The organism is Paraburkholderia sp. TE9906, assembly GCF_056279605.1.
Genome location: NZ_JBWCCT010000013.1, coordinates 106,263 through 119,546, shown reverse-complemented (window position 1 = coordinate 119,546; position 13,284 = coordinate 106,263). Strand labels below are relative to the sequence as shown.

Here is a 13,284-nt window from a genome sequence, read left to right as displayed (position 1 = left end):
TCGAATCAAACTCTTTCAGACGAGCGTTAAAAGCATAAGGAGTCGTCGCAATGAAAGCTCCTGAGCGTCCCCTGCGCATCGCGTTGAGCGCGCCAGTTTCGGGCGTGCTGGTGCCGCTGGTTAGCGTGCCCGATCCGGTCTTCGCGCAGAAGCTGGTCGGCGACGGCGTGTCGATCGATCCGACGTCGGATGAGTTGTTGGCGCCGCTTTCCGGCAAAATCACGCAACTGCACAGTGCGAGCCATGCGCTGACGATCACCGGCGACAGCGGACTGCAAGTCCTGTTGCATATCGGACTCGACACCGTGCTATTGCGCGGCGAGGGCTTCATGCCGCTGGTCAAGGAAGGCGATACCGTCGCGGCTGGCACACCGCTGATCCGCTTCGACCCCGTGGTGGTCGGCGCGAAGGCGAGCAGCCTACTCACGCAGATGGTGATCGCCAACGGCGAACTCGTCGCCCGCTATGTGCCCGCTAAAGGCCTCGTCAACGCGGGTACCGACACGGCCCTGTATGTCGAGCTGGTCGGCAGCGTCGCGGAGAAGGAGACGGCGGGCGCGGGCGGCGCAATCCTCTCCGGCGAAATCACGCTGCCGAATCCGGCGGGCCTGCATGCGCGGCCCGCTGCCGTCGTCGCTGTGGAAGCGAAGAAGTTCACGTCCGAAATCCGCCTGCTGCGCGGCAGCGACAGCGTCAACGCGAAGTCGGTCGTCGCGATCATGGGGCTCGCCAGCACGTTCGGAGACAAGCTGCGCGTCGAGGCCCGCGGACCCGACGCAGCGGAAGCGGCGAGCGTGCTTGCGCGGCTGCTCGCCGACGGTTCTGGCGAAAAGCCCGGCGACGCCCCCGCGTCTGCGGCAACTTCAGCACCTGCGGTTTCAACCGCCGAGCCAATCGCCACCCGCGCCGCAGCCACCGACGCCGACGCCGACGCCGACGAGTTCACCGGCGTCTGCGCTTCGCCGGGACTTGCCGTCGGCAACGTGGTGCAGTTCCGCCAGCAAGTGATCGACGTGAACGAGGCGGGCGAGTCGCCGCAACTCGAGCGCGCGCAACTCGAAGCGGCGCGACACCAGGCGCGTCAGCAGATCGAAGCGCTGAAAGCGACGCTCGCCGATGCGTCGAAGGCGCAGATTCTGGCTGCGCATCTCGAACTGCTGGACGACCCCGACCTGAGCGATATGGCGATCGCCAGCATCAGCGAAGGCAAGGGCGCGGGCTTCGCCTGGCGCGAGGCTTTCCAGAAGCAGGCGAGCATGCTCGAGAAGCTCGACAACCCGCTGCTGCGCGAACGCGCAGGCGATATCCGCGACGTCGGCCGACGGGTGCTCGCGTTGGTCGCGGGCGTCAGGCAGGCGCAGATCGACGTGCCGCAGGACTCGATTCTGGTTGCCGAAGAACTGTCGCCGTCTGACACTACGTCGCTCGATCGCAGCAAGGTGCTCGGCTTCTGCACGACGACCGGCGGGGCGACGAGCCATGTTGCGATCCTCGCGCGTTCGCTCGGCATCCCCGCGATTTGCGGTATCGACGCACGCGCGCTGCAACTGGCCGACGGCACCCCCGTTGTGCTCGACGGTTCGGGCGGCCGCTTGCGGCGCCACCCGAGCGCCGGCGAACTGGCGCAGGCGCACGAACGCATCGGACGCCAGGCCGCCAAACGCGAAGCCGAAAAGCTCGCGGCGGGCAAGCTCGCGATGACAGCCGACGGCCACCGCATCGAAGTCGTCGCGAACATCCGCAACGCGCAGGAAGCGCGCGACGCGGTGGCGGCGGGCGCCGAAGGCGTGGGCCTGTTGCGTTCCGAGTTCCTGTTCGATGCGCGCGACACCGCGCCGTCCGAAGACGAGCAGGCTGCCGAATACTGTGCGGTAGCCGAAGCGCTCGGCCGCGAACGTCCGCTCGTAGTCCGCACGCTCGACGTCGGCGGCGACAAACCGCTGTCGTATCTGCCGCTGCCGAAGGAAGACAATCCGTTCCTCGGTTTGCGCGGCGTGCGGGTGAGCCTCGCCCGTCCCGACATTTTCCGTACGCAGTTGCGCGCGATCCTGCGCGCAGCGCCGCTTGGCAATCTGCACGTGATGTTCCCGATGATTGCGACGATTGAGGAAGTGAGGGCGGCGCGCAGGATCCTGCTCGAAGAAGCCGGCGACCACTCGGCGAGCGTCAAGGTCGGCGTCATGATCGAAGTCCCGGCCGCCGCGTTGATCGCGGAGCCACTCGCGCGCGAAGTCGACTTCTTCTCGATCGGCACGAACGACCTGACGCAATACACGCTCGCGATGGACCGTGGTCATCCGCAACTCGCGAAGCAGGCCGACGCGCTTCACCCCGCGGTACTGCGTCTGATCGGCATGACGGTCGAGGGCGCGCACCAGCACGGCAAATGGGTCGGCATTTGCGGCGGCATCGCGTCGGATGCGATGGCCGTGCCCGTGCTCGCGGGTCTCGGCATCGACGAACTGTCGGTCAGTATTCCCACTATCGGTTCGGTCAAGGCCCAGCTTGCGCGGTTGACGATGACCGAGGCCCGCAAGCTCGCCGCCGACGTGCTGCGTTTGGGCACCGCCGCGGAAGTCCGCGCGCATCTTTCCCGTTTTGCCGACTGAGCGGATCAAGAGGAGACCTGCCATGTTTTCACATGCGTTCGGAGTCTTGCAGAAAATCGGCAAGTCGCTGATGCTGCCGGTCGCGGTGCTGCCGGTGGCCGGCCTGTTGCTCGGTCTCGGCGCGACCGACTTCCACGGTTACGTGCCGGCGGTCGTGCTCGCGCTGATGAAGAATTCGGGCGACGTGATCTTCGCGAACCTGCCGCTGATCTTCGCGATCGGTGTCGCGCTCGGCTTCACCGAGAACGACGGTGTCTCGGGCATTGCCGCGACGATCGGCTATCTGGTCATGACGGCGACGCTTGGCGTCATCGCGAAGGTCGAGGGCATCGAGCCCGACATGATCATGGGCATCCCGTCGATCCAGACTGGCGTGTTCGGCGGCATCCTGGCCGGTGGCCTCGCGGCGTGGATGTTCAACCGTTACTACCGGATCACCTTGCCGTCGTATCTCGGTTTCTTCGCCGGCAAGCGCTTCGTGCCGATCGTCACGGCGATCGGCGCCATCGTGCTCGGCGGCATCCTGTCCTTCATCTGGCCGCCGATCGGCAGCGGCATCAAGGCCTTCTCGCACTGGGCGGCGGTGTCCGATCCGCGCACCGCGGCAACGGTCTACGGTTTTGTCGAGCGTCTGCTGATTCCGTTCGGCCTGCATCACATCTGGAACGTGCCGTTCTTCTTCGAAATGGGCAGCTATCGCGATCCGACGACCGGCAACACGGTGCACGGCGACATCACGCGCTTCTTTGCGGGCGATCCGACCGCAGGCATCCTCGCGGGCGCGTTCCTGTTCAAGATGTTCGGTCTGCCCGCGGCGGCGATTGCGATCTGGCACTGCGCGAACCCGGAGAAGAAAGTGGCCGTCGGCGGCATGATGATTTCGGCCGCGCTGACGTCGTTCCTCACCGGCATCACCGAGCCGATCGAATTCGCGTTTCTGTTCGTCGCGCCGGTCCTTTACTTCATCCACGCGTGCCTCGCGGCGTCGGCGCAGTTCGTCGCGAACACGCTGGGCATGCGCATGGGCTTCACGTTCTCGCAAGGCGGGATCGACTTCCTGATGTTCAACCTGGTCGGCAATAAGGGCACGCACGCCTGGTACGTGTTCATTCTCGGTCCAATTTACGCGGTGATCTATTACGGTGTGTTCCGCTTCTTCATCACGCGCTTCAACCTGAAGACGCCCGGCCGTGAGGACGACACCGTCGAAACCGCACCGCTCGCCGCGAGCGGCACAGGCGGACGTCCGCGAGAACTCGTGCATGCGTTCGGCGGACGCTCGAACATCACCAGTCTCGACGCGTGCATTACGCGTCTGCGCATATCCGTGAAAGACCCCGCGCGCGTCGACGAAGCAAAGCTGAAGGCACTCGGCGCAGCGGGCGTGATGCGAGTCGGCAATGGCGTGCAAGCGATCTTCGGGCCGCTGTCGGAGAACCTGAAAACCGACATGCAGGAGTATCTGAAGACAGCAGGCAGCGACGCCGACCTCGCCCCGGCTGGCACGCCCGTCACACCGGGCGAACCCGTGGCCAGCGCTGGCGCTACGGCTGCTGCGGTGCTGGCAGGCTCAGCGCAAAGCTCGGCGCAGGAGATCGCGCGAGCGGAAAAGATTCGCGCGGCGCTCGGCGGGGCGGGCAACATTATCAAGCTTGACGCGCTCGCGGCCACGCGCCTGCGCGTCGAACTATCCGACGTATCGAGGATCGACGCGGCCGCGTTGAAGGCGGCGGGCGTGCCCGCGACGCAAGCATTGAAGAACGGCGCGATCGACCTGGTGGTCGGACTCGGCGCGGAGAACCTCGCCGGCGCGATCCAATGGGAGCCGGCGGCCCATCCAGCCCCGGCGTGAAATACGAGGGCAGAAGCGATGAGCGACGTTTCCGTAGCAGATGCGGCGTCGAACGCGAAAGCCGCGTCGCTCGACGTGAGCGGCTACGCGTTCCAGCACGACGTGGTGAGGAATCTGATTTGCCGCGAGGGGCGCTATCCGGACATTGCGAGCCCGCACGACTGGTACATGGCGCTCGCCTTCAGCGTGCGCGATCGCATGCTCGCGTGCTGGGCCGCATCGACGAAAGTCTATGCGGCGAAGGACGTCAAGGTTGCCTGCTATCTGTCGGCGGAGTTCCTGATCGGTCCGCAGCTCGGCAATAACCTGCTCAATCTCGGCATGCAAGACGAAGCGCGCGAAGCCATGCACGCGCTCGGCCAGGATCTCGACGTGCTGCTCGCGATCGAGGAAGAGCCCGGCCTCGGCAACGGCGGACTCGGACGCCTTGCCGCGTGCTACATGGATTCGCTGTCGACGCTCGAAATACCGGCGATCGGTTACGGCATTCACTACGAGTTCGGCATCTTCGATCAGGAGATTCGCGACGGCTGGCAGGTGGAAGTGACCGACAAATGGCTGCAGAGCGGCAACCCATGGGAAATCGTGCGGCCGGATGTGAGCCACTACGTCGGCTTCGGCGGATACACGCAACAGCGGACCGACGGCGAAGGCCGCCTGCGTGTGAGCTGGATACCGGCGCGGCAGGTGAAGGGCGTCGCCTGCGATCTGCCGGTGCAGGGCTATCGTGTCGATACCTGCAATGTCTTGCGGCTGTGGAAAAGCGAAGCGGTGGAGTCGTTCGACTTTCAGGATTTCAACGCCGGCCAATACTATGAGGCGGTGCAGGAGAAGGTCGTGTCGGAAACCTTATCCAAGGTCCTCTATCCGAACGACGAGCCGGAAGCGGGCAAGCGTCTGCGGCTCGCGCAGCAGTACTTTTTCGTGTCATGCTCGCTACAGGACATGCTGAGGCTGACGGGACTGAAGGGCACGCCGATCGACCATTTCGCGGACCTGTTCGCCGCGCAACTCAACGATACGCATCCGTCGATCGCGGTGGCCGAGTTGATGCGTCTGCTGCTGGACGTGCACGGGCTTGCGTGGGATACCGCGTGGGGCATCACGCAGCGCACCTTCGCGTACACCAATCACACGCTGTTGCCCGAGGCGCTCGAAACCTGGGGTCTGTCGTTGTTTCAAAGTCTGCTGCCGCGACCGCTCGAAATCATCTACGAAATCAACCGCCGCTTTCTCGACGACGTGCGGCGCGATTTTCCTGGCGACGACGCGCGCGTCACGCGCATGTCGCTGATCGACGAACGCGGCGACAAGAAAGTGCGCATGGCGCACCTGGCCACGGTTGGCAGCCATGCGGTCAACGGCGTGGCCGCGTTGCATTCGGATCTGCTGCGCCAAACCGTGCTGCGCGATTTCGCCGAGGTATTTCCGCAGCGCTTTCTCAACGTTACGAACGGCGTGACGCCGCGCCGCTTCCTGATGTTGAACAACCCTGGGCTCGCGCAACTTCTCGATCAAACGATCGGCCACGAATGGCGCACCGATCTCGCGCAGCTCGACGCACTGGCCGCGCACGCCGACGATGCCGGCTTTCATGAAGCGTGGCGCGCGATCCGGCGTGACAACAAGTCCGCGCTCGCGGCGCGGATCGCGAGCGCAACGGACATCGACGTCGATCCGGACGCGCTGTTCGACATTCAGGTCAAGCGCATTCACGAATATAAACGCCAGCATCTGAACGCGCTGTACATCATCAGTCTGTATCACCAGCTATGCCGCAATCCGGCGCTCGACATCGCGCCGCGCTGCTTCATCTTCGGCGGCAAGGCCGCGCCCGGCTACGCGATGGCCAAGCTGATGATCCGCCTCGTCACCGGCATCGCGGAAGTCGTCAATCATGATCCGGTGATCGACGGGCGCCTGAAAGTGGTCTTCTATCCGGACTTCAACGTGAAGAACGGCCATTGGGTCTATCCCGCCGCGGACCTGTCCGAACAGATTTCGACAGCGGGCAAGGAAGCATCGGGCACCGGAAACATGAAGTTCATGATGAACGGCGCGGTGACGATCGGCACGCTCGACGGCGCGAACGTGGAGATCCGCGAAGAAGCGGGCGCCGACAATTTCTTCCTGTTCGGCTTGACCGCGCAGCAGGTCGAAGAGGTCAAGCGCAACGGCTATCGCCCGTCCGACTATGTGCAGTCCAACGACGACTTGCGCGAAGCGTTCGCGCAGATCGCGCAAGGGCGCTTCTCGCGCGGCGACCGCGACGTCTTCAGGCCGCTCGTCGACAATCTGCTGCACGCGGACCCGTTCCTCGTGCTGGCCGATTTCGCGGATTACGTCGCCTGTCAGCAACGCGTCAGCGACGCGTGGCGCGATTCGCGCAGCTGGACGCGAATGTCGATCATGAACACGGCGCGCTCGGGTAAGTTCTCGTCGGATCGCGCGATCAACGAGTATTGCGAGCGCATCTGGAACGCGCGGGCGGTGAGGGTCGACCTTGCTCAGTCCTAACGTCGACAGTACGCGCGGTTATCAGGCACGGCCCGGTTCGCGATTTCCGCTCGGTGCGTCGGTCGTGCCGGACGGCGTCAACTTCTGCGTTTTTTGCCGGCACGCGACTCACCTCGAACTGCTGCTTTACGCATCGACGGATAGCATCGAGCCGTTTCAGATCATCGGGCTCACGTCCGAAAGGAACCGCACGTTCTATTTCTGGCATGTGTTGATCGAAGCTCTTCCTGTGCCGTGCTGCTACACGTGGCGCGCCTATGGCCATCATGGCGTGCCGCAGCTCGACGACGAAGTTAGCAGCCGCCACGAGTTGCTCGATCCCGCCGCGCGCGCGGTTAGCGACCGCCGCTGGCACCGCGAGTCCGCTGCCGGGGGGCACGAGCCCGGACATGCGTTTTTTAGAGCGATCGTTACCGAACCGCTGGACGTGCGCAAAGACGTGGCCGTGCGCACGCTCGACGACGCGATTATCTACGAGATGCATGTCGGCGGCTTCACGCGCGATCCATCGAGCGGCGTTCGGCATCCCGGCACGTTCGCGGGACATGCGCCGGGCACGCCCATGTTGCACGTCGTCCTCAACATGAACGCGGATGCGCGCGATGCAGAGCTTCCCGCCCTCGACGACGCGAACTGGCGGCGGATGGTCGATACGGCCGCGGAAGCACCGGCGGACATTGTTTCGGCTGTTGAAACGGCCCGCGTCGAACGCGGTGCCTGCCGGGTAGAAGCGCGCAGTGTCGTAGTGCTTGAATCGCGACGAAGGTCAACAATCGGGCTGGACGGTGCGCGGTAAAGCGACTTTAATACCTAGGTACTGCTGGGTCGCTTTGTCGATCATCTGGGGGCAGCATGGATGCAGTCAGAGCTTTCGTCGAAAGTCAGCCGCTGTTCGCGCTCTTTTTGACCATTGCGGTCGGTTACCTGATCGGCGAAATCAATGTGAAGGGCGTGGCTCTGGGCTCCGGGGCCGTGCTTTTCGTTGGCCTGGCGCTCGGCGCGTTCGCGCCGAAATCTACGCCGCCTGCGTTGCTGGGCACGCTCGGTTTGTTGATGTTTCTTTATGGCATCGGCATTCAGTATGGCGCGCAGTTCTTCCGCGGGCTCACCAGCCGGGAGGGCATGAAGGCCAATGCAGCCGCGTGTCTCGGCGTGATCGTGTCGGGTCTCGTAGCGTGCGGCTTCATCCATTTCGGCGCTACGCTCGCCGATGCTCTCGGCATGTTCGCGGGCAGCGGCACCAGCACGGCGAGCCTGCAGGTTGCCATCGCATCGATGAAGAGCAGCGATGCCGCCGTGGCCTATAGCGTCTCCTATCCGTTCGGCGTGGCCGGGCCGATTCTATTCATCTACGCGCTGAAACTGGCCCTGAAAGTCGAGATACGTAAGCCGCCTGCGAAGTTGCTGGAAAGTGCAGAAATCGCGCTGCGCAATGCCAGTCTCTTCGGTCTCAAGGTGTCTGAGCTTTTGACACGGCTGCCTGCCGGTGTGGCAATCGCGGCCGTGCGGCGTGCGCATCACAACCAGTTGATCACCGCCGACTTTGTTCTGCGCGCTGACGACGTCCTCCTCGTCACCGCCACCGATCCCCGCCTGCTCGGCGAAGCAACGGCGCTGTGCGGCGAGTTGCAACCTGGGCGAATGGCGAGTCATCGGGAAGATCTGGACTATATGCGCGTGTTCGCATCGAATCCAGCGGTCATCGGAATGCCGCTTGGCAGTCTGCGCTACCCGGACGGCGTGAGCTGCGCGGTCGCGCATGTGCGGCGCGGCGATACCGATCTGCTGTCCAGTCCAGACCTCATTCTCGAAGCGGGCGACCGGGTCGGCCTGCTCGTCAATCGCGCGCATCAGGCGAGCGTGCGCGCGTTCTTCGGCGATTCGATCAAGGGCACGGCCGACCTCAGTTTCATTTGCCTCGGCATAGGCGCGGCCGCGGGCCTGCTGGTCGGTGCGATCCCGTTGCGCTTTCCCGGTCTCGGCGCGTTCAGCCTGGGTCTCGCGGCGTTGCTGCTGGTCGCGCTGTGTCTGGGCAAGGCGCGTCGCAGCGGACCGTTCGTCTGGGTGATGCCGCTTTCGGCGAATCTCGTCCTGCGCAACCTCGGACTGACGATTTTCCTTGCGCAGGTGGGCATCGCTTGCGGACCCAAATTCGTCGCGACCGTGGGCGCTGCCGGGCCGCTGCTGCTGCTTTACGGCGCCATTACGCTGCTGGTGCTGGTCGGCGTGACGGCGATCTGCTGCCTGTGGATCTTCAAGCTGTCGTTCGACACGTCCGTCGGCGTGATCTGCGGCGCGACCGGCAACCCGGCGATTCTCGCCTTTGCCAACCGCGTCGCGCCGACGGATCAGCCCGACATCATGTACGCGATGATTTTTCCGTCGATGACCATCGTCAAGGTGCTTTTCGTGCAGATCGCGATTGCGATTGCAGCCGGCTAGACGTGCCCGCGTCACGGGCGAAGGAAATTCGCATTACGGATCCCGAAGGAGTCCATCATGGAAGTGGCGATATTCAGCTCGACACGCTATGAACGTCGGTATCTCGACGAGGCCAACAAGCGCGGCGAGCATAAGTTGCATTACTTCGACGTTTCGCTGGAGATGGACACGGTCGGTCTCGCCGCCGGCTACGGCGCCGTCTGTATTTTCGTGAACGACAAGGCGGACGCGCAAGTACTGGGCGCGCTGCACAAGGGTGGCACACGTCTGCTCGCGTTGCGCTGCACGGGCTTCAACAACGTCGATCTGGAGGCTGCCGCAAAGGTCGGCATAAAGGTGACGCGGGTCGTCACGTATTCGCCCAACTCCGTAGCGGAGCACGCGGTGGCACTTCTGCTCGCGATCAACCGTAAGGTGCACCGTGCCTACAATCGCACCCGCGATTCGAACTTTTCGCTCGACGGTCTGACGGGTTTCGACCTTTGCGGCAAGACGGTTGCGGTGGTCGGAACGGGCAAGATTGGTTGCGTGTTCGCGAGGATCATGCTCGGCTTCGGCTGCGAGGTGATCGGTTTCGATCCCCAACCCTCGGCGGAATTCGAGGCGCTCGGTCTGAGCTATGCAAAGCCGGGCGAGATTGGGGAGAACGCCGACATCATTTCGCTGCATTGTCCACTCACCCCCGCGACATACCACATCATCAATTCGGAAACGCTCAAGCGCGCGAAGCCGGGCGCGATACTGATCAACACGAGCCGCGGCGGGCTGCTCGACACGGAGGCCGCGATCGACGCACTGAAGACCGGGCAGCTGGGCGGGCTTGGAATCGATGTGTACGAACAGGAAGGCAGCCTCTTTTTCCGCGATCTCTCCAGCGAGATTGTCACTGACGACGTCTTTCAACGCCTCGTGTCGTTTCCAAACGTTATCGTGACTGGACATCAGGCCTATCTGACGCATGAGGCATTGACGACCATCTGCGAGACCACGCTCGAAAACGTCTCGGCGTTCGAAAAGAATCAGCTGTTGGAGAACGAGGTGAAGGTCTGATAGAGGCGTGTGCAGACGTACGCTGAAACCCCGCAGGCGAGCGCGCGTGGCGCATGCGATAGGCAGGCGGGAGAACTCGGAGTAAATTGTGTTTGCACCTGATATCGCCGCTGCCGTGGCCGTCGCAGTGAGGGGCGCAGTGGCGTTCGCTTCGTTCAACGACGCGGCAGCCAAAGTTCGCTAACCAGTCACCTCGACTCTGGAGAACCTCATGACAGATATCGCACTTGCACGCAAAGATGCCTGCCTCGCAGTGGTTCATGCGGTATTGACGGACCTGATTGACGACAGCAATCTGATCGACGCGGCGCTACGCGTTGCGGACTACCTCGCAGATGATCTTGAAGGCAAGATCACCGAGACCGACGCCGTACTACTTGCGGTTGGGGCACTCACCAGAGTCAATCGCGCGATTCGTGAGTGGTCCGACGTGGACGGCAACGCGATGGACGCGAGGAGAGTCGCGGACTTCGTCATCGATGAAGAGATGAACGGGTACGACCGCGCAACCAGTCCACGTGAAACGACTTCGTCCGCGGCAAGAGTCCAGGCGCGAGCGGCGGCAGTGATTCGGCCAATGGGTTCCCCGGCGCGGCCCGTTCACCACTGAGGCGCGAGCCTGGCCGAGGCGGGCAGGCATTTGCGCAGCGGGAAACCGGCAGAGGATGCGGCCAATTCTTGGCGGTCGATGGCGCAGCTTTGCGGTCGTCGCGTTGTTCAGATCCAGCTTCCGTTGCCGAATGGACGAATGCCCGCGTGATGCACCGTGCGTCCCAAACTGTGGGGCTGCATCGAAACGGCACGACGCGCGTTGCTATGCGACCGCGGAACCCGGATGTACATTGAAGGTTTGGCCGACCGTGTGACCGGCGACGTGGTTTGCTTATAGTAACTGCGGCACGAAATTGCGCCATAACAGCGGGTGAGTGGTTGAATGTTTTAAAAGTTTGGCGTAAATGATCCGGCGCCGAAACAAGTTTGGCTGTGAGTAGCAGAACAAACAACGGGTAAAACCGGGAGCCAGCTTCGTCACGATAATTCCCGAGTCTATTGCCGATTTTCTTCAAGTCCATTGTGCAGGGACAGAGCCCCCGACACTGGGGAATGCCTGGGCTTGAGCCCCTGTTCGGCAGCGTCGTAAAATCGTGGCACATCGGTTCCGGGGGCCCAGCAATGTGTCTGGCTTCTCTTTGCGATTTCATTCATGTAAGCGGGGGGCGCCCGGCGCTCGGGCCGTCAGCGCGTCGCGTCGAGGCACGCGGCCGTAGTGGAATCGTTGTCCGATCCGCGCCGTGACCCCGCTGATTTCCGTCAAAAGGCTCAACAAGAGCTTCCCCGGCGTGAGGGCGCTTCACGAAGTCCAGTTCGAGCTCATGGCGGGGGAAGTCCATGCGCTGATGGGCGAGAACGGCGCCGGCAAGTCGACGCTGATGAAAATCCTCGCTGGCGTCTACACCCGCGATTCGGGTGAAATCCTCTATGACGGCCAGCCGGTCGAATTCCAGAGCCCACGCGATGCGCAGGCCGTGGGCGTCGGCATCATTCATCAGGAACTGCAACTGATGAATCACCTGAGCGTCGCGCAGAACATGTTCGTCGGTCGCGAGCCGCGCGGGCGTTTCGGCCTGTTTCTCGACGAAGACAAGCTCAATGCGCAGGCGCGCGACATCCTTGCCCGCATGCACGTGAATCTCGACCCGCGCGCCGTAGTCGGCGCCCTCACGGTCGCCCGGCAGCAGATGGTCGAGATCGCCAAGGCCTTGTCCTTCGATTCGCGCGTCCTGATCATGGACGAGCCCACCTCGGCGCTCAACGACGCCGAGATTGCCGAATTGTTTCGCATCATCCGCGAACTGAAGAGCCGGGGCGTCGGCATCATCTACATCTCGCACAAGATGGATGAGTTGAAGCAGATCGCCGATCGCGTCACCGTGATGCGCGACGGCGAATACGTGGCCACCGTCGCCGCCCAGGACACCAGCGTCGAAGCGATCATCGGGATGATGGTCGGGCGCACCCTGACCGATATCGAACCGTCGCACAGCACCGGGGAGAAGGGCGAGGTCGCACTCGATGTCAAAAACCTCAATGCCGGTCCGTTGGTCAGGGACGTGAGCTTCACGCTGCGCAAGGGCGAGATTTTGGGCTTTGCCGGATTGATGGGCGCGGGCCGTACCGAAGTGGCCCGCGCGGTGTTCGGCGCCGATCCGATCGAATCCGGCGAGATCGCCGTGAAAGGCGTCAAGGCGATCATCCGCAGTCCAAGCGACGCGGTGAAGCGCGGCATCGGCTATCTGTCGGAAGACCGCAAGCGCTTCGGCCTCGCGACCGGCATGGACGTCGAATCGAACATCGTCATGTCGAATCTGAGCAAATTCCTGACGTGCAACTTTTTTCTGCGGCGCGCGCAGATACGCAGGACAGCCAGCCATTTCATCAATCTGCTGGCGATTCGCACGCCCTCCGCGGCGCAGGAGGTGCGGCTGCTGTCGGGTGGCAATCAGCAGAAAATCGTGATTGCGAAATGGCTGGAGCGTGACTGCGACGTGCTCTTTTTCGACGAGCCGACACGGGGTATCGACGTCGGCGCGAAGAATGAAATCTACAAGCTGCTGCGCGCGCTCGCCAGCGAAGGCAAAGCGGTCGTGATGATCTCGTCGGAGTTGCCGGAAATCCTGCGCATGAGCGACCGCGTCATCGTGATGTGCGAGGGGCGCATTACCGGCGAACTCTCCGCCGCGGAAGCTACGCAGGAGCGCATCATGCATCTGGCGACACAGCGCGAAACCCTGAAAACGGCGGCATGAACCGCCA

Annotated in this window: 8 protein-coding genes; all 8 read left to right on the top strand. The window is 63.2% G+C overall.

Annotated elements, in window-relative coordinates; all coding sequences use genetic code 11:
- Positions 1-50: 50 nt before the first annotated feature.
- Positions 51-2,609 carry a phosphoenolpyruvate--protein phosphotransferase gene (gene ptsP / locus ACZ9H4_RS28580; protein WP_408146061.1) on the top strand — a complete coding sequence of 853 codons (2,559 nt, stop codon included), beginning with the start codon at positions 51-53 and terminating at the stop codon, positions 2,607-2,609.
- 22 nt (positions 2,610-2,631) lie between these two features.
- Entirely contained in the window at positions 2,632-4,461 is a 1,830-nt protein-coding gene (gene ptsG / locus ACZ9H4_RS28575; RefSeq protein WP_408146060.1) for a PTS glucose transporter subunit IIBC, read from the top strand.
- Between the two features lie 18 nt (positions 4,462-4,479).
- Complete coding sequence (locus tag ACZ9H4_RS28570) at positions 4,480-6,978, top strand: glycogen/starch/alpha-glucan phosphorylase (protein ID WP_408146058.1); 2,499 nt, start codon at positions 4,480-4,482, stop codon at positions 6,976-6,978.
- On the top strand, positions 6,965-7,774 hold the full coding sequence (locus ACZ9H4_RS28565) for a hypothetical protein (RefSeq protein ID WP_408146057.1): 810 nt from the start codon (positions 6,965-6,967) through the stop codon (positions 7,772-7,774). The genes ACZ9H4_RS28570 and ACZ9H4_RS28565 overlap by 14 nt, the downstream gene beginning before the upstream one ends.
- A 56-nt stretch (positions 7,775-7,830) precedes the next feature.
- Positions 7,831-9,420: an aspartate:alanine exchanger family transporter gene (locus tag ACZ9H4_RS28560; protein ID WP_408146055.1), complete on the top strand. Its 1,590-nt coding sequence runs from the start codon at positions 7,831-7,833 to the stop codon at positions 9,418-9,420.
- A 57-nt stretch (positions 9,421-9,477) separates the two neighbouring features.
- Entirely contained in the window at positions 9,478-10,470 is a 993-nt protein-coding gene (locus ACZ9H4_RS28555; protein WP_408146053.1) for a 2-hydroxyacid dehydrogenase, read from the top strand.
- A 211-nt stretch (positions 10,471-10,681) separates the two neighbouring features.
- On the top strand, positions 10,682-11,080 hold the full coding sequence (locus ACZ9H4_RS28550) for a hypothetical protein (RefSeq protein WP_408146051.1): 399 nt from the start codon (positions 10,682-10,684) through the stop codon (positions 11,078-11,080).
- Between the two features lie 682 nt (positions 11,081-11,762).
- Positions 11,763-13,277 (top strand): sugar ABC transporter ATP-binding protein, encoded by a 1,515-nt coding sequence (locus ACZ9H4_RS28545; RefSeq protein ID WP_408146049.1) that lies wholly within the window; start codon positions 11,763-11,765, stop codon positions 13,275-13,277.
- The last annotated feature ends 7 nt before the right edge of the window (positions 13,278-13,284 follow it).

Coding starts and splice junctions, on each gene's coding strand:
- ptsP (WP_408146061.1), top strand. CDS start 51: ATGAAAGCTCCTGAGCGTCCCCTGCGCATCGCGTTGAGCGCGCCAGTT.
- ptsG (WP_408146060.1), top strand. CDS start 2,632: ATGTTTTCACATGCGTTCGGAGTCTTGCAGAAAATCGGCAAGTCGCTG.
- ACZ9H4_RS28570 (WP_408146058.1), top strand. CDS start 4,480: ATGAGCGACGTTTCCGTAGCAGATGCGGCGTCGAACGCGAAAGCCGCG.
- ACZ9H4_RS28560 (WP_408146055.1), top strand. CDS start 7,831: ATGGATGCAGTCAGAGCTTTCGTCGAAAGTCAGCCGCTGTTCGCGCTC.
- ACZ9H4_RS28555 (WP_408146053.1), top strand. CDS start 9,478: ATGGAAGTGGCGATATTCAGCTCGACACGCTATGAACGTCGGTATCTC.
- ACZ9H4_RS28550 (WP_408146051.1), top strand. CDS start 10,682: ATGACAGATATCGCACTTGCACGCAAAGATGCCTGCCTCGCAGTGGTT.